16 protein-coding genes are annotated in these 23,534 nt (G+C 45.1%); 11 read left to right on the top strand and 5 right to left on the bottom strand.

Going from position 1 to position 23,534, the window contains the following annotated elements; translation table 11 throughout:
• Window positions 1-33: 33 nt before the first annotated feature.
• The 7 genes from P2W76_RS12710 to P2W76_RS12680 all read left to right on the top strand — a co-directional run bounded on the left by P2W76_RS12710 (window position 34) and on the right by P2W76_RS12680 (window position 6,647).
• Window positions 34-918, top strand: coding sequence for a TIM barrel protein (locus P2W76_RS12710; RefSeq protein WP_276348205.1), 885 nt, complete (start codon window positions 34-36; stop codon window positions 916-918).
• A gap of 60 nt (window positions 919-978) precedes the next feature.
• Entirely contained in the window at window positions 979-2,658 is a 1,680-nt protein-coding gene (locus P2W76_RS12705; protein WP_276348204.1) for a GMC family oxidoreductase, read from the top strand.
• Between the two features lie 10 nt (window positions 2,659-2,668).
• Complete coding sequence (locus tag P2W76_RS12700; protein WP_276348203.1) at window positions 2,669-3,241, top strand: gluconate 2-dehydrogenase subunit 3 family protein; 573 nt, start codon at window positions 2,669-2,671, stop codon at window positions 3,239-3,241.
• A 22-nt stretch (window positions 3,242-3,263) separates the two neighbouring features.
• Entirely contained in the window at window positions 3,264-4,712 is a 1,449-nt protein-coding gene (locus P2W76_RS12695) for a Gfo/Idh/MocA family oxidoreductase (RefSeq protein ID WP_276348202.1), read from the top strand.
• A 96-nt stretch (window positions 4,713-4,808) separates the two neighbouring features.
• The gene (locus P2W76_RS12690) at window positions 4,809-5,132 is read left to right on the top strand and encodes a hypothetical protein (RefSeq protein ID WP_276348201.1); all 324 of its coding nucleotides are present in this window, start codon (window positions 4,809-4,811) and stop codon (window positions 5,130-5,132) included.
• A gap of 35 nt (window positions 5,133-5,167) precedes the next feature.
• A complete protein-coding gene (locus P2W76_RS12685) occupies window positions 5,168-6,154 on the top strand; it encodes an acyl transferase (protein WP_276348200.1) in 987 nt (328 codons plus the stop codon).
• 133 nt (window positions 6,155-6,287) lie between these two features.
• A complete protein-coding gene (locus P2W76_RS12680) occupies window positions 6,288-6,647 on the top strand; it encodes a four helix bundle protein (RefSeq protein WP_276348199.1) in 360 nt (119 codons plus the stop codon).
• A 58-nt stretch (window positions 6,648-6,705) separates the two neighbouring features.
• Here the strand turns inward: P2W76_RS12680 and P2W76_RS12675 are convergent, their stop codons facing one another.
• On the bottom strand, window positions 6,706-9,147 hold the full coding sequence (locus P2W76_RS12675) for a penicillin acylase family protein (protein ID WP_276348198.1): 2,442 nt from the start codon (window positions 9,145-9,147) through the stop codon (window positions 6,706-6,708).
• Window positions 9,148-9,365: 218 nt separating this feature from the next.
• Here P2W76_RS12675 and P2W76_RS12670 point away from each other — a divergent pair, with 218 nt between their 5' ends.
• The 3 genes from P2W76_RS12670 (at window position 9,366) to glgB (ending at window position 17,134) form a co-directional block, all read left to right on the top strand.
• The gene (locus tag P2W76_RS12670; protein ID WP_276348197.1) at window positions 9,366-12,242 is read left to right on the top strand and encodes a TonB-dependent receptor; all 2,877 of its coding nucleotides are present in this window, start codon (window positions 9,366-9,368) and stop codon (window positions 12,240-12,242) included.
• Between the two features lie 419 nt (window positions 12,243-12,661).
• A complete protein-coding gene (locus tag P2W76_RS12665; protein ID WP_276348196.1) occupies window positions 12,662-15,118 on the top strand; it encodes a TIM-barrel domain-containing protein in 2,457 nt (818 codons plus the stop codon).
• Window positions 15,119-15,175: 57 nt separating this feature from the next.
• Window positions 15,176-17,134 (top strand): 1,4-alpha-glucan branching protein GlgB, encoded by a 1,959-nt coding sequence (gene glgB, locus P2W76_RS12660; RefSeq protein ID WP_276348195.1) that lies wholly within the window; start codon window positions 15,176-15,178, stop codon window positions 17,132-17,134.
• Between the two features lie 997 nt (window positions 17,135-18,131).
• Here the strand turns inward: glgB and P2W76_RS12655 are convergent.
• The 4 genes from P2W76_RS12655 to pfkA all read right to left on the bottom strand — a co-directional run bounded on the left by P2W76_RS12655 (window position 18,132) and on the right by pfkA (window position 22,706).
• The gene (locus P2W76_RS12655) at window positions 18,132-19,100 is read right to left on the bottom strand and encodes a Gfo/Idh/MocA family oxidoreductase (protein ID WP_276348194.1); all 969 of its coding nucleotides are present in this window, start codon (window positions 19,098-19,100) and stop codon (window positions 18,132-18,134) included.
• A gap of 653 nt (window positions 19,101-19,753) precedes the next feature.
• Window positions 19,754-20,752 (bottom strand): type I glyceraldehyde-3-phosphate dehydrogenase, encoded by a 999-nt coding sequence (gene gap, locus P2W76_RS12650; protein ID WP_276348193.1) that lies wholly within the window; start codon window positions 20,750-20,752, stop codon window positions 19,754-19,756.
• A gap of 117 nt (window positions 20,753-20,869) precedes the next feature.
• Complete coding sequence (locus P2W76_RS12645; RefSeq protein ID WP_276348192.1) at window positions 20,870-21,718, bottom strand: hypothetical protein; 849 nt, start codon at window positions 21,716-21,718, stop codon at window positions 20,870-20,872.
• A 4-nt stretch (window positions 21,719-21,722) separates the two neighbouring features.
• A complete protein-coding gene (pfkA, locus tag P2W76_RS12640) occupies window positions 21,723-22,706 on the bottom strand; it encodes a 6-phosphofructokinase (RefSeq protein WP_276348191.1) in 984 nt (327 codons plus the stop codon).
• Between the two features lie 123 nt (window positions 22,707-22,829).
• Here pfkA and P2W76_RS12635 point away from each other — a divergent pair, with 123 nt between their 5' ends.
• A complete protein-coding gene (locus P2W76_RS12635) occupies window positions 22,830-23,531 on the top strand; it encodes an NUDIX domain-containing protein (RefSeq protein ID WP_276348190.1) in 702 nt (233 codons plus the stop codon).
• Window positions 23,532-23,534 lie beyond the last annotated feature (3 nt).

Below are 23,534 nucleotides of genomic sequence, written 5' to 3'. Positions count from 1 at the left end.
AGGGTTAATGTCAACCTGTTAAATATATATGATATGGCTTCCAATACACATCGCCGTCGGGCTATTAAAAACATTCTTACCGGAACTGCAGCAATTACTTCTGCAGGTTTACTCTCATCCTTTGATTCCGGCAGTCATTCAAACGCCCGGGTGTTGAAAGGTAATATTAATCATTCGGTATGCCGGTGGTGCTTTAACTCGTTTTCAGTTGAAGAGTTATGCATTGCAGCTAAGGATATGGGTTTAAAGGCCATAGATATCGTTGGGCCGAAGGATTGGCCGATGCTTCAGAAATATGGACTGGACTCGAGTATGTGTAATGGTGCCGAGATAAATCTGATTAACGGGTTTAACGATAAGCAATACCATGCGACACTCATCAAGCAGTATTCAGATATGATTCCCTTGCTGGCGAAAGCCGGCTATAAAAACCTGATCTGTTTTAGCGGTAACAGGGCTGGAAAAGATGATGAAACTGGTCTTGCCAACTGTACCGAAGGCCTGAAGCAGTTGATGTCACTTGCTGAGAAGAACAATGTTCTCCTGGTTATGGAACTATTAAACAGTAAGATTGATCATAAAGACTACCAGTGCGACAAAACACCGTGGGGTGTGGAGCTCGTGAAGCGGGTTGGTTCGGAGAACTTCAAACTGCTTTACGATATTTATCATATGCAGATCGATGAAGGCGATGTGATCCGGACCATCCGTGACAATCACCAGTATTTTGCGCATTACCATACGGCCGGAGTACCTGGAAGGCACGAGATCGATGAAACACAGGAACTAAATTACCCTGCAATTATGAAGGCAATAGTAGGAACCGGGTTCAAAGGGTATGTTGCCCAGGAATTTATTCCTGTAAAAGCCGATAAGCTGGGATCCTTACGGCAGGCGGTGGAGTTGTGTGACGTGTAGAAGGCGAATAAAGAACAAATACAGAACGTAAAACTTACAACGTAAAACGTACAACTAAAAATGGCTGATAATACTTACGACGCAATAGTAATTGGTTCCGGGATCAGTGGCGGATGGGCGGCAAAGGAGCTTACAGAAAAAGGGCTTAAAACGATTATGCTTGAGCGAGGCAGGAACATAGAGCATATTAAGGACTATGTCAATGCAACTAAAAATCCATGGGATTTTCCTCACAGGGGAGGCAGAACGCAGGAGATGATCGAGAATTATCCTGTACTTAAGCGGGATTACCCTCTGAATGAAAAGAACCTGGATTTTTGGGTAAAGGATAAGGAAAGCCCTTATACCGAAGTGAAGCGTTTTGACTGGTACCGGGGGTATCATGTAGGTGGCCGTTCATTGATGTGGGGAAGGCAGAGTTACCGGCTCAGTGATCTTGATTTTGAAGCAAACGCGAAGGAAGGAATTGCAGTCGACTGGCCGATCCGTTACAAGGATCTGGAGAAATGGTATGGTTATGTGGAACGTTTCGCAGGCATTAGCGGTAACCGTGACGGCTTGCCACAACTGCCTGATGGCGAGTTCCAGCCTCCGATGGAAATGAACGTTGTGGAGAAAGACGTAGCTGCCAGAATTAAAGCTCACTATAAGGGCGAAAGGAATATGGTTATCGGCAGGACTGCAAATATTACCCAGCCCCTTCAGAGCCGTACAAATTGTCAGTACCGGAGCAAGTGCTGGCTCGGATGTCCCTTCGGCGCTTACTTTAGCACGCAGTCGTCGACCTTGCCGGCAGCAGTAGCAACGGGGAACCTGACGCTGCGCCCGTTTTCGATAGTTACCAAGATATTATATGATAAGGATACAAGGAAAGCAAAGGGAGTAGAGGTTTTAGATGCGGAAACGAATAAAACCTATGAATATTTTGCCAAGGTTATTTTCCTGAATGCCTCAGCATTAAACTCAACCTGGATACTGATGAATTCTGCTACCGACGTATGGGATGGAGGTTTGGGCAGCAGCAGTGGCGAACTTGGCCACAATTTAATGGATCACCACTTCCGGACTGGTGCATCGGGCAGGGCCGAGGGATTTGATGATAAATACTTTTATGGCCGGAGACCGAATGGAATATATATTCCACGCTTCAGGAACCTTGGAAGTGAGAAAAGGGATTACCTGCGCGGTTTCGGTTATCAGGGTTCGGCCAGCAGGGAAGGTTGGGGAAGGAACATAGCCGAAATGAGCATTGGCGGCGATTTTAAGGATGCTCTCTGCGAACCAGGGAACTGGAATATGGGCATCACCGGCTTTGGCGAAACCTTGCCTTACCATGAGAACAAAGTTACGCTCGATAAAACAAACAAGGATAAATGGGGTCTGAATGTGCTTGCTATTGATGCAGAAATAAAAGATAACGAGCTTAAGATGCGCAAAGACATGATGCAGGATGCAAAAGATATGCTGGAAGCTGCAGGTTTGAAAGATGTCAAAACATTTGATACTGGTTATACCCTTGGGATGGGAATTCACGAAATGGGTACCGCACGTATGGGCCATGATCCGAAAACGTCTGTATTAAACAAGTTTAACCAGGTATGGGATGCAACAAATGTGTTTGTTACCGACGGTGCAGCCATGACATCGGCAGCATGCCAGAACCCCTCATTAACCTATATGGCGATGACGGCAAGGGCAGTAGATCATGCAGTGTCAGAATTGAAAAAGGGCAATATTTAATCTTAGTTACATGGACAGAAGAGAAGCAATAACACAAGTAAGCTGGCTGCTGGGTGGCACCATCGTAGGAGGTAGTATCTTTCTTGAATCCGGATGCAAAACAAGTACTGAGAAAGCTAAAGACTTCTTTGATACGGAAACCATTGCATTGCTGAACGAAATGGGCGAAACTATTTTGCCAAAAACCAGCACACCCGGAGCTAAAGAAGCTAAGGTTGGCGAATTTATGGCGGTAATGGTTAAGGATTGTTATACAAAAAAGGATCAGGGGATATTCCGTGAGGGAATTACAAGGCTTGAGAAAAGATGTAAGGAAGATACCGGCAAAACATTTATGGAATGTACACCGGAAGAGCGGACTAAGTTCTTCGTAAAAATGGACGGTCTTCAGAAAGCTTATATGGATGCAAAAACAGCGGAGCAACCTTCCCATTATTTTAGAATGGTTAAGGAACTGACACTGCTGGGATTTTTTACCTCGGAAATAGGAGCAACCAAAGCACTCCGGTATATCGAAACTCCAGGAAGATACGATGGAAATGTTCCTTATACAAAGGGTGACCGGATGTGGGCAAACGCATAATAGATATTAATAAAGCTATAAAATGAACGAACAAGAAACTAAAACTTCAAGAAGAGACTTTGTAAAGGCTGCTTCGGTGGCAGCAGCCGGATTTATGATCGTGCCCCGTCACGTACTGGGAGGTAAAGGCTTTCTGGCGCCAAGCGATAAATTGCTTATCGCCGGCGTTGGTGTCGGCGGAAAGGGTGCGAGCGACCTGACAGGCTTCGCAAAGAATCCGAAGGCAGAAATTGCTTTTCTTTGTGATGTAGACGACCGCCGCGCGGCTAATTCAATAAAGAACTTCCCTAAAGCTAAATACTACAAAGACTGGCGGGAGATGTTGGATAAAGAACATCGGCACTTTGATGCAGTATCGGTCTCAACCCCGGATCACAACCATGCTTTGGTTACCCTGGAGGCTATGAAACGGAAAAAGCACGTATACGTTCAAAAGCCTTTAACTCACGATATTTATGAGGCAAGGATACTTACCGAAGCTGCAAAGAAATATAAAGTGGTTACCCAAATGGGAAATCAGGGCGCTTCATCTGACGGTACCCGTAAGCTGCAGGAATGGTATAACGCTGGCCTGATTGGCGATGTCCATACTGTTTATTGCTGGACCGACCGGCCGGTGTGGCCTCAGGGTGTGCCATGGTCTGACTTAAAAGCCGACGTGCCGAAAGGTTTGGACTGGGACCTCTGGTTAGGAACAGCGCCTTATAAGGATTATGTAAATAAACTCGTACCGTTTAACTGGAGAGGATGGTGGGATTATGGAACAGGCGCCCTTGGCGATATGGGCTGTCACCTGGTGGACGCCCCGTTCAGAACGCTTGGCCTGCAATATCCGCTGGATGTAGAGTGCAGTGTAGGCAGCGTTTATGTAGATGAATTTAAACGGGGATATTTCCCGGAAAGTTGCCCCCCATCGTCACATGTGACCATGACATTCAAGTCGGCGAAGCAAAGCGGAGGCTTGGTTAAGCTCCACTGGATGGATGGCGGAATCCAACCGGAACGTCCTGAGGAACTCGGGCCGGATGATAAATTCGGCGACGGCGGGAATGGTGTTTTGTTCATCGGGACTAAAGGAAAAATGCTTTGTGATACATACGGCAAGAACCCTCGCTTATTGCCGCTATCGCTGAATGAGGTAGTTAGTATCCCTCAAACACTTGCCCGCGTACCGGGAGAGGAAGCAGGCCATTATACTCAATGGGTCGATGCATCAATCGCTGGTTATGGAAAGATGGAACTCAGCTCAGACTTCTCTATCGCGGGGCCGTTAACCGAAGCATTGCTTATGGGTAACCTGGCGATCCGGGGTTTTGATATCCGCGTGCCGAATGGTAATAATTTCCAGTATCCGGGAAGGTTCAGGAAACTTCTTTGGGACGGGCCAAATATGAAGATCACTAATTTTGATCTGGCTAACCAGTTTGTGAAGAGGGAATACAGGGAAGGATGGAAGGATTTGAAGTTGTAAGTTGCACGTGGTACGTTTTACGTGCGTAACGGAGAAAGTTAACAGTTAAAGAGATAAGCCATGTTGTTTTTCATAATCGTAATCATCTGTTTTTTGATGCAGTTATTTCTCCCATGGTGGATAATAACCCCGCTAGCTTTTGGAGCCGCGTTTTGGAAAGCAAAAAATGCAAGCCACGCCTTTTCATCAGGCTTTTTTGGGGTTTTTATCTTATGGGTCGGAACAGCATTATTCTATAGCCTTCCCAACGGGAACCTTCTGGCAAACAGGATAGGGGCGATGCTGGGACTTCCTGAAACGGGTATTAACTGGATAATTGTCATTTTGATTTCTGGGCTCGTGGGTGCTCTTGCGGCTGGATTTTGCTCTCTGGCAGGATATTATTTCAGACAGGCAATGGTCATACCCGAAAAAGCCTGACAGGGAATCTACATCATCAAGTTGTATCTTTGGGCGTGCATAAAATTGATCCGAAAGCGATTTTTTCGATCCAGAGTCAACCGCAGTTCGAAAGCCTGGCTTTGGAAATATTCAGGTATCAGGCTGAAAATTGTCAGGTATACTCAGACTTTGTAAAAAATCTTGGTATCAGAGCTGATAAGGTCTCTGATCTAAACAGCATACCCTTTCTCCCTATAGAATTTTTTAAAAGCCATCAGGTTATGAGTGGTTCGGGAACTGCGGAAGAAGTGTTCACAAGTTCGGGTACCACCGGAATGGCGCAAAGTAAGCACGCGGTGCTCGATGTGGAAGTTTATGTACAAAGTTTTCGCAAGACTTTTGAGATCTTTTATGGCGATATTAGAAAGTATGCCATTCTCGCGTTATTGCCGTCTTACCTTGAAAGAGATGGTTCATCACTGATATACATGGCTGATGATCTGATCAGGGGGAGCGAGAATGATAACAGCGGCTATTTTCTTTATGACCATAAAACATTAAACGACACTCTGCTTCACCTGAAGAGTACAAAAACTCACACGATATTAATAGGCGTGACCTATGCTCTGCTGGATTTTGCGGAGGGCCATTCTGTCGACTTTCCTGAGTTGATAGTTATGGAAACCGGCGGAATGAAGGGTAAGCGGCGCGAAATGGTACGAACAGAACTGCACGAAATATTATGCAGTGGCTTTGGAGTTCCCGTAATACATTCAGAATATGGAATGACTGAGCTCTTATCACAAGCTTATTCAAAGGGAGCCGGGATTTTTCACTGCCCGCCCTGGATGAGGGTAAGCATCCGTGATACCAACGACCCGCTGGAACTTTTAAGCCATGGACAAACGGGGGGAATTAATGTGACCGATCTGGCTAATATTAATTCCTGTTCTTTTATAGCTGTTCAGGATCTCGGAAAAACTTTCGAAGGGGGGACTTTTGAAGTTTTGGGACGATTTGATAATAGTGATATTCGTGGATGTAATCTGCTGGTACAGTAGAGTTGTACGTTGTAAGTTATACGTTGTAAGTTGGACGGATAAAGTTTTACGTTCTGAACGGATACACAACCGAACCTACCGCTTAATAAGTCAATTCCTGTGTAACACTTTATGTTCGCTAGGTTTGCTGTATATGCAGAATTATAAAGAACTAAAGGTTTGGGAAAAGGCTCATCAGTTTGCTCTTAGAATTTATCATGTTACCAAAGTGTTCCCCAAAGAGGAGTTATACACTTTGACAAATCAGCTAAGGCGGTGCTCATCGGGAATTCCTGCTAATATTGCGGAAGGCTGTGGTAAGAATACTCAAAAGGAGTTTAGCAATTTTCTAAATATTGCATTAGGGTCTGCGAATGAAGCTGAATATTTTCTGCTTTTATCAAAAGACCTTGGATATTTACCAAAAGAAGAGCATCGCGTCTTAAATGATAATATAAATGAAATCAAGGCAATGTTAATCTCATTAATCCACAAAGTGCGTTCTGCTCTTTAACTTTCTCCGTCATACCTAAACACCCAGCAACTTACAACGTAAAACGTATAACGTACAACTAATCAGATAGTTTCCACGTACTTATAATACCCGCCCGTTTCTCGTCCTTCGATTTCAGGTAAACCAATTCATTAAGTTTTCCTTCCGACCAGGTATCTACCATGTTGTCATAATAGTAACTTCCCGGGTTGCCTGATGCTCCCCCGGGAAAGACGCCATAAGCTTTTACCTCTTTGCCCAGGGCGACGATCATACGCCATGATGGCCCGTTATTTTCACTCATCGCATTGACCGAAGATTTAGACCCGCCGTTATTCAGGAATTTGGACCCAAAGCCGGCGACTTTTGCCAGGTGGGGAACATTCGTGTGCTTCACATTTCCCCATTGCCACTCCTTTTTCAGAGGCCCGTATTTTCTTTCAAGACTGTCAATAGCGAATCTGAATGCGGCATTTACCGCGTCTGCCCGGGTTTCTTTTTTTGCCGTATGAACATTGTCAAACCACGGAGAATTTGGCTCATTGAGTAAAAGATGAACGTTTCTGTCGCGGGAAGGATAGCGCATTGGAGTTTTAGGATTACCCAGATCATCTTCCCAGATCTCTTTAGCCAGGCTTTTATGCCATAGTTCGAAAATACTTGCTCCAATCTCTTCCGCATTAAAAAACTTGTTCCACTTACTGACGATTTCATACCCTTCGCGCTGGCTGGCATTTAACTTTTCGGTGTTAACAAGTGAGACAAGTGTCGCCAGAATATTTTCAGCGAGTATGCTGTAATTGTCGTTTTGCAGATTTCTCATACTGTCTACATTTGCCTGTGTCATTACGGCCAGGCGTTTATTGATCCTATGCCCGCGTTCGTATGCTGCAAATTCCCAATTGATATAATAAGGATAACTCTGATCAGTCAGGAATTGGTTCGCAGAGCTCACGAAATTCCGCGCGGGGTTTTTAACCGTCGGATTTTGCTCCGCAGGGATCCTGCCGTGCCAGTCGTTCGCAGGGTCAGAGCCGTCCATAAGGAATTTCCCCTGGCCCTTCCACTTCATTGGAAAATATCCATTAGGAGTGATTGCGATGTCGTTTTCGACGCTGGCAAAAATAAAGTTTTGTGCAGGTGCCGAATAGTGGGTAAGAGCTTTACGATAGTCCGTATAGTTTTTCGCCTTGTTTAATTCATAAAAGGTTCTGACGTCATTTGAACCGTCATGCGCTACCCACCGCAATGCATGCCCGGTGGGGATGTTGTTGATTTTCGAGAATTTTTCAGGTCTTTGTTCACTGGTATAAACAATAGGTCCGTGGTGAGTATAATAGATGCTGTCGGTTATGGTCTCGCCGCCTTTAACTTCGATGGTTTCTACTCTAACCTTCACCTCATTCCATTTGTTATTATACCAATATTCTTTTTTTGTCGCGTCTTTAAATTCAATGTTATACCAGTCCAGCACGTCAGCACCAACATTTGTAACACCCCAGGCTACGTCCTTGTTAAATCCGATGATGACCCCTGGCGAGCCTGGGATGGATACCCCGCAGGTGTTGAGGTCCGGAGATACCAGTTGTATCTGGTACCATATTGACGGCAGGGTAATGTCAAGGTGAGGATCGTTAGCCAGCAGCGGGTATCCGCTCGCAGATTTTGCACCTGCTACCGCCCAATTATTACTGCCAATACCGTCTTCAAGTTCACGTGTTTTGATATTGTAAGTTTTTTTGTTGTTGCTTAGTACTTCGGGTTTTTTTGGGGGAACACCCGGGGTGAAATCCCAATTCGTTCCAGCGGGTATGATCGGATCCTCACGAAATGGATAGTCCGGAAAGAGGTCCCGGGTAATTTCCGGTCCATATTTATTCAGAATATTGCTCATGTAGAATTCATTAGATCCGCCGGCAAGCGTGGCCGACATGAGTTTTAGTAACAGCGCCGAATTCAACGGGGTCCAATCTTCAGGGATATAGTTCAATAGCTTATATTCTAACGGGTATTGGCCCGGCTTGAGCGAATGGATGTAAGCGTTTATCCCTGCTGCATAGGCTTCCATAATTTCCTTGATCACCGGATCCTTCATCATGGTCTTCACCATGTTTTCGGCACCATAGGTCATTCCCATCCGCCGCTGGTACCGGTCCAGTTCAATAGCTTTCGAACCCACTACTTCAGACAGCCGGCCTGAAGCAAATCGCGTCTGAAAATCCATCTGCCAAAGCCTGTCCTTGGCTGTCACGTATCCCTGGGCGAAATACAGATCGTAATTATTGCCGGCAAATATGTGGGGCACCATGCGTTCGTCAAATTTAATTTCAACCGGTCCGTGCAGCCCATCCACTTTCAAGTTACGCTCGGGATTTATTTTTCTGTTTTCAGCGTTTTTCCAGAATCCCCGGAAAGGATCAAGGAACTTACCTAAAGGAGGGATGTCGCCGAACTTGCTATTCAGGGAGACAACCAATATTAAAGCAAGTGCTGAAGAAAGAATGGCTTTGATAATTTTCATTTACGAAGCGGGATTGTCCCGGTTAAAAGTTACAAAATGATCTCAGAATGTTGTTGTAGTCTTAATATTTAATTTTATCAAAATGTTAATTTATGATAAATAAGCGACTAATAATACTATGCAAGCATAAAAAAATTAATTGAAAGTGCTTGCCAGAATCAAAATTCTACTTAAGTTTATAAATACAATTAAAATAACCAAAAACTAATCTGACAATTATGAGTAGAGTTTTCACCCGTCTGGCTTGCATATTGATTGTATTTGCAGCGGCTACGAGCATGGTATTTGCCCAGAATATCACCATTTCGGGGACTGTGACGGATAATTTAACAAGAGAAACACTTCCGGGTGTTTCGGTAACAGTTAAAGGGATGTCGGGCGGTACTTCTACAAATGAAAGCGGGCAGTTTACGCTTTCAACTCCAGCAGCGGTGCCTTTCACCATCGTGGTGAGCTACCTGGGCTACAGAACAGTTGAACAGGTTGTTACTTCGTCGTCAGCGGCTCTGTTAATTTCGATGGAAGCCCAGTCGATATTGGGGCAGGAAGTTGTTATAGCAGCGTCCCGCACGCCGGAAAAGATATTGGAATCACCGGTGTCGATTGAGCGTGTTGGCCTTTCAGCTATCAAGGAAACAGCATCCCCGTCTTTTTATGATGCATTAACTAATTTAAAGGGCGTGGAACTGAGCGCCCAGAGTTTAACATTCAAATCTGTTAACACCCGCGGATTCAATGCGAACGGTAACACCCGCTTCAATCAGTACGTTGATGGAATGGACAATCAGGCTCCCGCCTTGAATTTTGCAGTGGGTAATATTATCGGTATGAGTGAGCTTGATGTGGATAATGTTGAGCTTCTGCCAGGCGCTTCATCAGCACTTTACGGAGCTGGCGGTATCAACGGTACGATGCTCCTGACTTCTAAAAGCCCATATACTTCCCAGGGCGTTAGTTTTCAATTAAAAACCGGCTTAAACCACCTCAACGATCCGAATCAAAAAGCCAGGCCATTTCAGGAAGCAGGTGTGCGATTTGCTAAAGCATGGAATAAATTTGCTGTTAAAACTACGGTTTCATTGTTAACGGCAGATGACTGGCAGGCGACAAACTACACTAATTTCGATAGAAACTCACGTACCCAGAAAGCCGGCAGCAGAAGTACGGATCCTAATTATGATGGTATAAACGTATATGGTGACGAAGTAAGCGTAAATATGCGGAACGTGGCAAACAACGTTCTTACTGCTACATCAGCAGGTATTGCAGCAGCGTCTGGCGGACTTATTCCAAACATTAATGCGGTTATTACGGCCTCCTTGCCTGTTACTGCAACGCCAACTCAAATCGGCACATTCCTGGGTGGTTTCCCTGCTGCATTGCGGCCAGCTATTCAAAATGCTATTCCCTTTAATATAGGTTTACGGGCAGGCTTAATTCCTGATCAATCAGTTTCAAGAACAGGCTATATGGAGAAAGACCTGGTTGATTATGATGCGAGGTCTTTCAAAACATCAAATTCACTTCATTATAAGCTGAGTAACACGGTCGAGGCAATTGCACAGGTTAATTGGGGAGCTGGTACATCTGTCTATACCGGATCTGATCGATATTCATTAAGGAACTTCAGTATCGGGCAGTATAAATTAGAATTAAAAGGCCAGGATTTCATGCTGCGTGGCTACACTACCCAGGAGCGTTCAGGTGATTCATATATTTCTTCGATCCTGGGTGTTTATATTAACGAAACTTCAAAAAGCAATTCAACATGGTTCCCTCAGTATGTAGGTAACTACGTTGGAGCCCGTGCTGCGGGTGCTCCTGATATGCAGGCTCACGGTCTCGCCCGTTCTGCAGCGGATGTGGGTCGTTATGAAGTAGGTTCCCCCCAGTTTAATGCCGCAAAAGAAAAGATCATGAACTCAACGATCAGTTCAGGGGCGGGAGCGAAATTTGATGATAACTCGAACTTGTGGCATTATGAGGGAATGTATAATTTCACTAATCTTCTTAAGGATAAAATTGAGCTTCAGGTGGGGGCATCTTACCGTGTTTATGACCTTAACTCCGGCGGTACTATCTTTGACGATTTGAATCGCGAAATTGATATCAATGAATACGGCGGTTTCGTGCAGATGGGAAAGAAACTTGGCGATATATTTAAACTGACGCTTGCCGGACGCTATGATAAGAGCATGAACTTCGAGGGCCGTTTCACGCCAAGAGTTACCGGGGTTTTAACTGTTGCCCCTAACAACAACATCCGTGCATCGTTTCAAACAGGATACCGTAACCCAACAACACAGAATCAGTATATTGATCTGGCAGTTCTTGGAGGTGCCACACGTTTGATCGGCGGTTTACCCGAAAGTCTCTCAAAATATAGCCTGTATACAAACAAACCTTATACCGATGTCAGCTACCGTGCATTCCTCGCGTCGGCTTCTGCGGGTGCACCTAACCCTGCATTGTTACAAACCTATACCTTTGATCCAAAAGGTGTAAGGCCGGAGAGTGTAAAGGCTTACGAGCTCGGTTATAAAGGCCTGCTCGGCGCCAACGTTCTGATTGATGCATACGGTTATTATAACCAGTATAAAGATTTCATCACTGCGGTCGATGTCTATCAAAATGTCTCTAACGTCTTCACCAGGTTTGGTGTTCCGGTAAACGCAGCCGGAGAAGTTACAGCTTACGGTGCTGCTCTTGGTATGGATTATATGATTGGGAAGTTTAATCTTAACGGAAACGTTTCATATAATGAAATCGGTGATATTCCTGCAACTTATGTCAATGACTTCAATACGCCTACTATACGCTACAATCTTGGCCTGGCCAGTCGTGAAGTGGTTAAAAACGTAGGTTTTAATGCATCATACAGGTGGCAGGACTCATTCTACTGGACTTCCTCTTTCGCTTCAGGCGATGTACCGGCCTTTGGTACCGTCGATGCACAGGTAAATCTTAAGATCCCTAGCGTGAAGTCAGTAATTAAGATTGGAGCCTCGGATCTTCTGAATAAATATTATACTACATCGTACGGTAACCCGCTGATGGGTGGAATGTATTATGTAGGTTTCACATTTAATCAGTAGTGATGGTGGTCAAGTGATCAGTGGTTAGTGATCAGTAATCAGTGGTCAGTGATCAAGTAACTAGGTAATCAGTGATCAGTAATCAGTAAAGGTATGTCATCACTGATTACGGACCACTGACCACCAGTTATAAGTCCTGTTCCGTTCGTTTGGAGCGGGACTTATTGTTAATGATAAATGGGATATTTATTTCTTACTATCTGTCTAAACTGCTATTTTGTCCCGGTGGTTTAGTATTAGGTATCAGGGCCGGCGTACCTTGTGAATTGAAAACGGGGTAACTCCGATAAAAACAGAAACAGAGGTTGACCCCGAAGGTGTCCCGCCCGTATGAACACCGTTCGGACGGGGTCACATGTTTATAGAAAAGTTCGCACCAATTTTTTACCAGACGCTACTGATGATAAAAACGTAAAAATATGGATGTAAGTAAGGAACCAGTGAGTACGGAATTGGATATCGATAACTTAGAAAACGATATGCAGCATGTGAACAATCCGGTAGTGGGGCTCGAGCCCATTGTGAAAAAATATCTTTCTGCAGTAACAAATTATATTCAGGAAGGAAACAGCTTCTATTTTTCAGATACTCAGGCCAAGGTTGAAGTACGGGTTATAAGTGATGAAATTATCAGGGTTAGGCTGGCTCCTCAAAGTGTATTTCTCGATGAGTTTTCGTACGGCGTTGAGCCTGCCGATCATAAGGTAACTGTATTCAGGCTCGAAGATACGCCGGATTCGTACCGGGTTGAAACTAACCTGGTTGCATGTATCGTCCGTAAAAGTGACTTCACTGTCTCTTTCGAAGACATTCAGGGTAAAGTGATAAATGAAGACCTGAAGCCGATGCATTGGGAGGAAAATGCCGACTTCGGCGGATACTATGTATATGCGACCAAAAAATGCCAGCCAAATGAGGCGTTTTATGGGCTGGGTGACAAGTCCAGCGATCTTAACCTTCGCGGAAGCAGGTTTGTAAATTGGAATACCGATGCTTACTCGTTCGGCAAGGGGCAGCAGCCGTTATACCGTACCATCCCATTTTATATGGGGGTAACGGATGGTACCAGTTATGGTATTTTCTTTGACAATACGTTTAAAAGTCATTTTGATTTCGCGCAGGAAGATTCCGATAAGATAAGCTTCTGGGCGGACGGCGGCGAGATGCAATACTATTATATCCATGGCCCCCACATGATGGATGTTGTCAAGAGCTACCATAAACTAACCGGAACACATCAGATGCCCCCGAAATGGGCTTTAGGTTTCCATCAATGCCGGTGGAGTTATTTTCCCGAACGAAAGGTAAAGGATATCGCCCGTAATTTCCGGGAACGGAAGATTCCCTGCGATGCGATCTATCTTGACATTGATTACATGGATGGATATCGTTGTTTTACCTGGAACAGGAAATATTTTCCGGATCCGGCAAAGATGATCAAAGAACTGTCTGATGACGGCTTTAAAACCGTAGTCATCATAGACCCGGGAATCCGCGTGGATGAGAATTATAGCGTTTTCAAGGAAGGGAAGCAGAATAATTATTTCTGCAGGCGCTGCGACGATTACTTCATGGAAGGCCATGTCTGGCCGGGGCGTTGCCAGTTCCCTGATTTTACCAATCCCAAAGTGCGGACATGGTGGGGTGGGCTTTTCAAAGAGCTGGTTGATGCCGGCGTTGCCGGTGTATGGAACGATATGAATGAGCCTGCGGTGTTCGGGGCTGGAACATTTCCGGATGATGTGAGACATAATTACGATGGGTTCCACGGATCACACCGCAAAGCCCATAATGTTTATGGCATGCAGATGGTAAGGGCCACCTACGAAGGATTAAAGCGATTACAGAAAAATAAGCGGCCGTTTACTATAACACGTGCCGGATATTCGGGAGTCCAGCGTTATGCTTCTGTCTGGACTGGCGATAATGTGGCTTCCTGGGAACATCTGAAAATAGGGATCGTACAATTGCAGCGATTATCGATGTCCGGGCTATCTTTCTGCGGCACTGATATTGGCGGCTTCAGCGGCGAGCCGGATGCCGAATTGTTTACAAGGTGGATCCAGATGGGCGTATTTTCTCCCTTTATGCGCGCACATTCGGCTGGTGACACGGCTGAGCGTGAGCCCTGGAGTTTCGGATCAGAGTTCGAAGCAATAAACCGTAAGTTCATCGAACTGCGATATCGTTTAATGCCTTATATCTATTCGGTTTTCTGGGAGCACCATAAACATAATTTCCCTATTCTGCGGCCGCTGGTTATGCAGGAACAGGCGAACCTTCATACCCATAGTATCCAGGATCTCTTCACGTTTGGCGATAAGATACTTGTAGCACCGGTCAGTGATCCGGGAGCCGTCACCAAACAGGTGTACATGCCTGCAGGCAAATGGTACAATTACTGGACACACGATCTGCTTGAAGGCGGACAAGAACATACGGCGGAAGCCCCGATCGACTCTATGCCGATATTTGTGAAGGCGGGGTCAGTGATTCCCGAATCACCCTTAATGCAGTACGTGGGTGAGTTTGAAATTGATGAATTGATGTTTCAGATCTACTATTCAGACTATGAAGCCAACTCATTCTATTTCGAGGATCATGATGATACGTTTGCCTTTGAGCAGGATATCTATCTTGAAAAGAAGTATGTAGTTAAGGGCGACACTGCTTCTATGACCATTACGCAGTCTATTGAAGGTCTGTTCACACCAAGGTATGAGACTTACGATCTAAAGGTAATTGGTCTTCCGTTTACACCGGCAAAGGTTTATATCGATGGAAAGGAATATGTGGGCGACCTTAGCTTTGACGAACTCAAACGTGTAAGGATAAAATCCCATAAGAACTTTAAACGCATTGAAATTATTGCCTGATCTTTGTGATAAACCGGTATATTCATACGTGCTTAGTTCTACCTGTGATATAGCAATATGGCCAAAAAAGATCAACCTCATGTTCTGCCGGTACCTGTTCCTGCCGTAGAGCCCCGTGCATGGTACTCACGGTTTTCAGATTTTGATATCAGTCTCTTCAGGGCCGGTAAACATTACAAGCTATATGAGAAGTTCGGTTCTCATGTTGTAACTCACGACGGCCTTGACGGTACTTATTTTGCCGTGTGGGCTCCGAATGCCCGGCAGGTATCGGTTGAAGGAAATTTCAACGGGTGGAACCGGTCATCACATCCCATGTCTGTACGATGGGATGGTTCAGGCATATGGGAAACCTTTATCCCGGGCGTGGGCACCGGTGAGGTTTATAAATATGTCATTAACTCTAATACAGGCGAAAGCCTGGAGAAGGCAGATCCATTTGCTCTCAGATGGGAGGAGCCGCCCTCAACTGCCTCGATCGTTTGGGATACCTGGTATGAATGGAAGGACGAATCGTGGATGAAGTCGCGTTACGAGAGAAACGCACTGAATAAACCCATGTCAGTTTATGAGGTGCATTTCGGGTCATGGGCCAGAAGCATGGAGTCGCCCAATGAATTCTTAAGTTATCGCCAAATGGCAGCGAAGCTGATTCCTTATTTGAAGGAGATGGGTTTTACGCATGTTGAGTTCCTGCCTATGATGGAACACCCTTTTTATCCTTCCTGGGGTTATCAGATCACGGGTTATTTTGCTGCGACATCGCGGTTTGGAACACCTCAGGATTTCATGTACCTCATTGAGCAACTGCACCAAAATGATATCGGCCTGATACTCGACTGGGTTCCGTCGCACTTTCCGGGCGATGAGCACGGCCTTTACCGGTTTGACGGTACTCATTTATACGAACATGCCGATATGAAAAAAGGGTTCCATCCCGATTGGAAATCCTATATCTTCAACTATGGCCGTAACGAAGTGAGATCGTTTTTAATCAGTAATGCGATCTTCTGGCTTGACCGCTATCATGCTGATGGTCTGCGTGTAGATGCCGTAGCTTCAATGCTGTATCTCGATTATTCCCGGGAAGGAGGAGAGTGGATCCCCAATGAATACGGAGGTAACGAAAATCTGGAAGCGATAAGTTTCCTGAAAGAGTTCAATGAGGCGGTCTACGGCCATTTTCCCGATGTTCAGACTATTGCTGAAGAATCTACTGCCTTTCCCAGTGTCAGCAAGCCTACTTATGCCGGCGGGCTTGGTTTTGGTATGAAATGGATGATGGGTTGGATGAACGATACGCTGGATTACTTTTCCAGAGACCCGGTTCATCGTAAATACCATCATAACAGGATCACGTTCAGCACAGAATACGCCTTTACAGAGAATTTTATGCTGCCCTTTTCACACGACGAGGTTGTACACGGAAAAGGATCGCTTCTTAATCGCATGCCGGGGGATGACTGGCAAAAATTTGCCAATCTCCGCTTGCTGTACCTGTATATGTTCACGCATCCCGGAACAAAGTGCCTGTTTATGGGTAATGAGATCGGCCAGAGCGCTGAATGGGATTTTAACCGTTCACTCGACTGGCATTTACTTGAGCACACGCCGCACCAGGGTGTTAGCGAAATGGTAAAATCTGTGAATAAGCTATATACTTCCGAGCCAGCATTGTATGAGAAGAGTTTTGAAAGTACCGGTTTTGAATGGATAGAAGGGGGGGATTCCGAAAATTCGGTATTGGTTTACTCCCGTAAAGGCAACGAGCGAGCCAGGGACCTGCTTATAGTTCTCAACTTAACGCCAGTGCCGAGGACTACCTGGCGCATAGGTTTGCCAGCCGAGGGTAAATGGCAAATCATTCTCAATTCAGATGATCAGAAGTTTTATGGGAGTGGCTTTGTTAGGGAAGAAATGATCATTTCTGAAGAGATCTCCTGGCATGGAAAGAAGCAATCGGGATTGATGAATTTGCCGCCACTGGGAGGGATGGTTCTTAAACGGGCAGATTAAGTAGTACTTAGTGTAAGTACCAGGCTTTTTATCGTGTCCCTGTTGACTGCGGGTGACCTTCCCTGAATTTCCCATTTTACCGTAAAAAGCTATCGGCGGCTTTTTGAAATCAAGCGTGTTTTTATACCAGATCAGAAAATAGTCTAAAAAAGAGGTTTTGTTTGTGCCTTCTTCGTCACTTCTTCGTCTCGAAAGCCATTTTAACCAACGTCAGGCAAATAATAGACAAAGAAGGTACGAGGAAGGTACGAAGAAGGTGGCAGGAAAGTATTCTAAAGATCTCGAATCGCAAAATTCACAATGAACGATGACATGTTTTCAGACAAGTCCCTGTATTAAGCTAAAATAAAGCTCTCTAAGGAAATATTCTGCCTGATGCGGGGAATACTTACATAAGAAACAGGACGCGTAAAATAGCCTGTTTGTTTGACGCCGTTGTTGGTGGTGTTTTTAGTCTGCCGCAGCATCTCGAATTTTGATAAAATTTATCAGTTACGATCTTTAGATATTTCAGCCCTGATGATCCGCTTAGTTCGTGTCGTTTTTTTATTGGGCATAAGTCACCTTAGTGTAAGTGTATTCGGCACGATTGCAATTTTGACGAGTGTGATTGCTGTACTGATCACCACCATTTGCTAATTTACTCATCACTAGCGTCCGGGTTAACATTAAGTTCTTGATAAATATGCTCTTGTGCTTTAGATTGACCGTTTTTTGATAAGGTTTAAAAAGCAAACCCCTTATTAAATCGCCATTAGCGCTGACCCCGAAGGGGTCAAATGTTTATAGAACATCTTTCCGGCCCGACACCCCGACCCCGAAGGTGCCCGCCCGGATGAACACCGTTCGGACGGGGTCGCATGCGTCGTTGTATTACATACGACCCCTTCGGGGTCGATTTGCCCGGGAACACCGGTTACTATAAATATACGACCCCGTCGGGGTCGACAGCAAAACTTTTTAACCGGACACCAGTGATTTACTCATTGACAAATTGCTAGTTGATCTTCCCCGTAACTTTATCAATTATCTTCATCACTTCAACAGCATCTGCTGCCGGGCAGGGGTTCTGCCCTTCATCAAGAAAATGCTTTACAACGGCCTCAATCATAGGCTGCTGAACATGAGGCAAATGATCGAACTCAAGAACCTTGGTTTGACCATCTTTAACCAGTTCGCATAAATCGCTGAACACAGCAAACCGGATTGTACCCTGTGTTCCCGTTATTTCGCAGATATCCAACTCATCTTCAAGCCGGGCGTTATAGTCCCACATTCCTCTAAAACGGATATTATTCTTAAACAGAAGTTCAGCGTGTACATAGTCATCCGCATCATACAGATTCGCCCGGTTCAGCGAACTGCCTTTAACATCCAGCGGGAATCCAAAAAAATAGACCATCAGGTCGATCTGATGCGGTGCCAGGTCATGAAACAAACCGCCCCCTGATATTGCAGGGTTGGTACGCCAGGTGTTCTCCGTCCCGGGCTGATAAGCCTGGTGTAATTGAAGGTTTACCGAAATGACATCACCTATTGATTTTTCCTGCAGCAGTTGCCGGACTTTTTGAAATCGTGGCTGAGCACGCCGGTAGTGAGCAACGCTTAACTTGCAGGAATATCTGGCGGCTGCCTCTGCCATCCGCAGCGATTCGGATGAATCCAGGGCCATGGGTTTCTCCACATAAACTGGCTTGCCAGCTTTGAAGGCCTGCAGCGTATAGGCTTCATGAAAGGCGGGAGGCGTGGCTATATAGATGGCATTTACGGCAGAGTCATTGATCAGCTCACCAGCATCAGAATACCAGTTTTTAACACCATGACGTTTTGCATAATCCTCTGCTTTTCCTGGATCACGCCGCATCACGGCAGTTAATTCTGAATTTGGCACAAGGTTGAAGGCCGGGCCGCTCTTTACTTCTGTAACATCACCGCAGCCGATAATTCCCCAGGAGACTTTTTTCATCGAAGTTTCACATTTTATGAAGATAAAAATAGGAAATGGAAGCAAAAACCCCACCGCTGCGTCCAATGTTATTATTTAAAGGATCCAGGATTTTGGTTGACATTGTTTCACCGAGTGGTCTGTAGATAACGATCCCGAAGGGGTCAAATGTTTATAGAACATCTTTCCGGCCCGACACCCCGACCCCGAAGGTGCCCGCCCGGATGAACACCGTTCGGACGGGGTCGCATGTGTCGTTGTATTACATACGACCCCTTCGGGGTCGATTTGCCCGGGAACACCGGTTACTATAAATATACGACCCCGTCGGGGTCGGGTAAGATGAACAACGTTATCTATAAACATGCGACCCTGTCCGAACGGTGTTCATCCGGGCGACCACCTTCGGGGTCGGGAAAACGTACTAAATAATTTTCTATAAAGATCTGACTCCTTCGGAGTCAGCGAATCTGGTCCTGATAAGCTGCTCTGGGTTCTCAAAAAAAAGCCCTGCTCTATAAATTAAGCAGGGCTTCGGTTGTATTAAAAATTTTGCTTCCGCTCGCAATGAAAAATACGGCGCATCTCCGCCCAGCATCCTTGCTTCCGCTCGCAATGACATTGAACTCTCCGCCCAACATCCTATTAATCCTACAATCCTATCAATCCTATTTTTATTTAACTGATCCAACCAGCTGAACCAGGTCAATCAATTTATTTGAATAACCCCATTCATTATCATACCAGGAAACAACTTTTACAAAATTATCATTCAGCGCGATCCCGGCTTTTGCATCGAAAATAGATGTACGGGCATCTCCCAGGAAGTCTGTCGAAACAACGTCGTCTTCAGTATAACCCATGATGCCTTTCAGTTCACCTTCAGAAGCATCTTTCATAACCTTCTTGATCTGCTCGTAAGTTGCACCTTTATCCAGGCGAACTGTCAAATCTACTACAGATACATCGACTGTAGGTACACGGAAAGACATTCCTGTAAGTTTTCCTTTCAGTTCAGGAATAACAAGGGTTACCGCCTTAGCCGCGCCGGTTGATGATGGTATAATGTTTTGATACGCGCCTCTTCCGCCTCTCCAGTCTTTAGCAGACGGGCCGTCAACAGTTTTTTGAGTTGCTGTAACCGCGTGAACAGTAGTCATCAATCCTTCAACGATGCCGAAATTATCATGCAGGACTTTAGCCAGTGGGGCAAGGCAGTTGGTGGTACATGAGGCGTTTGAAACGATATTCTGACTTGCTGTCAGTTCTTTATGGTTTACGCCCATTACAAACGTAGGAGTATCATCTTTTGCCGGAGCAGAAAGCACTACTTTTTTTGCGCCTGCATCGATATGCTTTTGAGCATCGGCCTGGGTTAAAAACAAGCCGGTTGATTCGATGATAACCTCTGCGCCTACCTCATTCCATTTTAGATTGGAAGGATCTTTCTCTGCGGTTACGCGAATGGTTTTACCGTTTACAACAAGGTTACCGTCTTTAACTTCGATCGAGCCTTTGAACTGCCCGTGAGTTGAATCATACCTTAGCATATATGCCATATAATCTGGTTCAACAAGGTCGTTGATGCCTACTACGTCGACACCTTCACGTTCAATTGCAGCTCTGAAAGCTAAACGGCCAATCCGGCCAAATCCATTGATTCCTATTTTCATTTTGTTTTATTTTTATTTTTTAGCGGATATGAAGTCCGCCCGGCCAAACCATTCGGACGGGCTTGCATGAGCTTGTTTGGTTTTTGAAATGGTAAGCTCATGCCGTTTTCATGTTTATTAATTTTTGTTAGAGTAATATTTTAATAAGTTATATATCGGTTCCTTAATCACGGAGTTGATTTTTAAGCCGTTATTTGTAGCAGACTCACGCAGATAGTCTTCAAAGCCTGAAGCCACCGTTCCGACGATGTGTACGGGCGCGCCGGGATACTGTTTTTTGAGCGGAATGATATAGGTCTTAAAATAAGCATCAAAGCCGCAGAGCACCAGCTGCTTTACAAAGGTATCATTTCGGTGATCCATTAGGAAATCAGAAAAGTAGCTCAAAAATAAGGCCGGTTGTGGCTGTCTGTAAACTTTATCGAGGATTTGTGTCCTGTCCAGGTCATATTTTTTTAGAAACAGCTTTTCGAAATCAGATGGGATCTTTTCATTCAGGAAAGCCTTAAGCAAATTTATGCCAAGCCAGTTCGCAGAGCCTTCGTCACCGAGAATATACCCTAATCCAAAATTGTTGCTATGGACTTTTTTCCCGTCGAAATAAGCGGCATTTGACCCGCTGCCGAGAATGCCCAGGACGCAGCGTTCGTCGCCGCAGGCTGCCAGTGCAGCAGCTTTCAGGTCATGATCAACCACCACGCGGCTATATCTGAAGAATGATCCAAAAGACTCGGATATAATTTTTTGTCTCTCCGGTGAGGATGCGCCTGCACCGAAAAAATAAACCCAATTTATTTTTTCAGCATTATTGATTAGCTGAACGTTCTTGTTAAGTAGTTGATTTATTGAGTTCTTGTCACTAAAAAACGGGTTGATCCCCTGAGTTTTAAATTCTGAAACGATCTTTCCTCTTTCAGCCAACTTCCAATCTGCAAATCTCGACCCGCTATAAACTACCGCAATCATATAACTATATTGATAATACATTTATCATTTCCAGCAGATCATCCTCAAGCTTGAAATGGGAAATATTTAATGCTTCTTCAAGAGGAGTAAGCACTATTGCGTTGCCGCGAAGGCCTACCATCTGACGGGTCCTGCCATTTAATAACGCCTTAACAGCAGCGAAACCCAGTCTGCTGGCTAAAATACGGTCGAAACTGCTCGGACTGCCACCTCTTTGTAAATGCCCTAATATAGTGACTTTACTGTCGTAAAAATCAAATTTTTCTTTTACACGGGCGGCAACATGATAGGCGCCTCCGTTTTTATCGCCCTCTGCAACGATCACTATGCTTGACGTTTTCTTGTTCTTTGCCTGGCTCGAAAGCTTCTCTATCAGCTCATCTATAGCGGTTTCCCTTTCGGGAAGAAGTACGGCTTCCGCACCTCCGGCGATACCCGCATGAAGTGCGATGCAACCCGAATCACGCCCCATAACTTCGATAAAAAATAGGCGGTCGTGTGATGCGGCTGTATCCCTGATCTTGTCGATTGCTTCGATAACTGTATTTGTGGCAGTATCAAAACCAAGTGTGAAGTCAGATCCGTTAAGATCGTTGTCTATCGTGCCGGGTATGCACATTACCGGAATATCAAACGTCCTCGAGAGCCGGTCGGCGCCATTCGCTGTCCCATCACCGCCAATTGCTACAAGGGCGTCTATCCCGTGGGCTTTCAGATTTTCATAGGCTTTTTTTGTGCCCTCGGCAGTTTTAAACTCAAGGCATCGCGCTGTTTTTAAAATAGTGCCACCTATATGGATAATGTTACCAACGTCTCTGGCCGTCATGTCCCAAAAATTGCATTCAAGCATTCCCTGGTATCCCTGACGGATCCCCACCACTTCGATATTTTTAAATATTGCAGTTCTGACAACGGCCCGGATACATGCATTCATGCCCGGCGCGTCGCCTCCGGACGTAAAAACGCCTATTTTTTTTATTTCCGACAATATTAATCTTTATTGATCTCAACGAAGATAGGGTGTATTTTTTACACTAAGTAATTTTTGCCAGATTTTTTCACCCTTTACTTTTAATCCTTATATATTTAGTCTTTTAATTAATGCTACCCCGTGGAAACAATTCTGCCCAAATTCGATTCGGTATTTTCAATAGACTGCGTGATTTTTGGATTCGATGAGGGTGAGCTTAAAGTTTTGCTGATTGAACGTAATGCTGAGCCCTTTAAAGACTGGTGGGCACTCCCCGGATATCTTGTAGAACAGGATGAAAGCCTGGATACTGCAGCTGAACGGATCTTGTATGAACTAACCGGCCTTAAAGGGATATATATGGATCAGTTCTACACCTTTGGCGATGTTAACCGGCACCCGCAGGGGCGGGTGGTCACCGTTGGTTATTATGCGATGATCCGGCTTAGTGGGAATAAGGAATTAAAGCCCGTTCCGGTTACCGATTATGCCAGGAAGGCGGTTTGGAAACCGATCGCGGAGCTTCCTAATCTTGCATTCGACCACGATCAGATCTTTGGGCGGGCCTTTGGCAAGATCAGGACGCGGATAAGCTACCAGCCAATTGCATTTGAGTTACTTCCCGAGAAATTTACGTTGACACAGTTGCAGCATCTTTATGAAGTTATACTTAATAAGAAGCTGGATAAGCGTAATTTCCGAAAGAAGATGCTTAATTATGGGATCTTAAAAGAGCTTGATGAAAAGCAGCGGGGTGTTTCGTACCGTGCGGCCAAGCTTTATAAATTCGATAAAAGAAAATATGCGAGGTTGTTCCAGAAGGAGCTATCATTCGGGAAGTAATTT

Origin of the sequence: Daejeonella sp. JGW-45 (genome assembly GCF_029360805.1) — a bacterium.
Lineage (GTDB): Bacteria > Bacteroidota > Bacteroidia > Sphingobacteriales > Sphingobacteriaceae > Daejeonella.
Note: the sequence above shows the minus strand (reverse complement) of the source record. Positions and strands in the feature narration are given on the sequence as shown.

What these genes read in the sequence shown, in the direction of transcription:
- P2W76_RS12710 (WP_276348205.1), top strand. Translation starts at nt 34, where the DNA reads ATGGCTTCCAATACACATCGCCGTCGGGCTATTAAAAACATTCTTACC.
- P2W76_RS12705 (WP_276348204.1), top strand. Translation starts at nt 979, where the DNA reads ATGGCTGATAATACTTACGACGCAATAGTAATTGGTTCCGGGATCAGT.
- P2W76_RS12700 (WP_276348203.1), top strand. Translation starts at nt 2,669, where the DNA reads ATGGACAGAAGAGAAGCAATAACACAAGTAAGCTGGCTGCTGGGTGGC.
- P2W76_RS12695 (WP_276348202.1), top strand. Translation starts at nt 3,264, where the DNA reads ATGAACGAACAAGAAACTAAAACTTCAAGAAGAGACTTTGTAAAGGCT.
- P2W76_RS12690 (WP_276348201.1), top strand. Translation starts at nt 4,809, where the DNA reads ATGCAGTTATTTCTCCCATGGTGGATAATAACCCCGCTAGCTTTTGGA.
- P2W76_RS12680 (WP_276348199.1), top strand. Translation starts at nt 6,288, where the DNA reads ATGCAGAATTATAAAGAACTAAAGGTTTGGGAAAAGGCTCATCAGTTT.
- P2W76_RS12675 (WP_276348198.1), bottom strand. Translation starts at nt 9,147, where the DNA reads ATGAAAATTATCAAAGCCATTCTTTCTTCAGCACTTGCTTTAATATTG.
- P2W76_RS12670 (WP_276348197.1), top strand. Translation starts at nt 9,366, where the DNA reads ATGAGTAGAGTTTTCACCCGTCTGGCTTGCATATTGATTGTATTTGCA.
- P2W76_RS12665 (WP_276348196.1), top strand. Translation starts at nt 12,662, where the DNA reads ATGGATGTAAGTAAGGAACCAGTGAGTACGGAATTGGATATCGATAAC.
- glgB (WP_276348195.1), top strand. Translation starts at nt 15,176, where the DNA reads ATGGCCAAAAAAGATCAACCTCATGTTCTGCCGGTACCTGTTCCTGCC.
- P2W76_RS12655 (WP_276348194.1), bottom strand. Translation starts at nt 19,100, where the DNA reads ATGAAAAAAGTCTCCTGGGGAATTATCGGCTGCGGTGATGTTACAGAA.
- gap (WP_276348193.1), bottom strand. Translation starts at nt 20,752, where the DNA reads ATGAAAATAGGAATCAATGGATTTGGCCGGATTGGCCGTTTAGCTTTC.
- P2W76_RS12645 (WP_276348192.1), bottom strand. Translation starts at nt 21,718, where the DNA reads ATGATTGCGGTAGTTTATAGCGGGTCGAGATTTGCAGATTGGAAGTTG.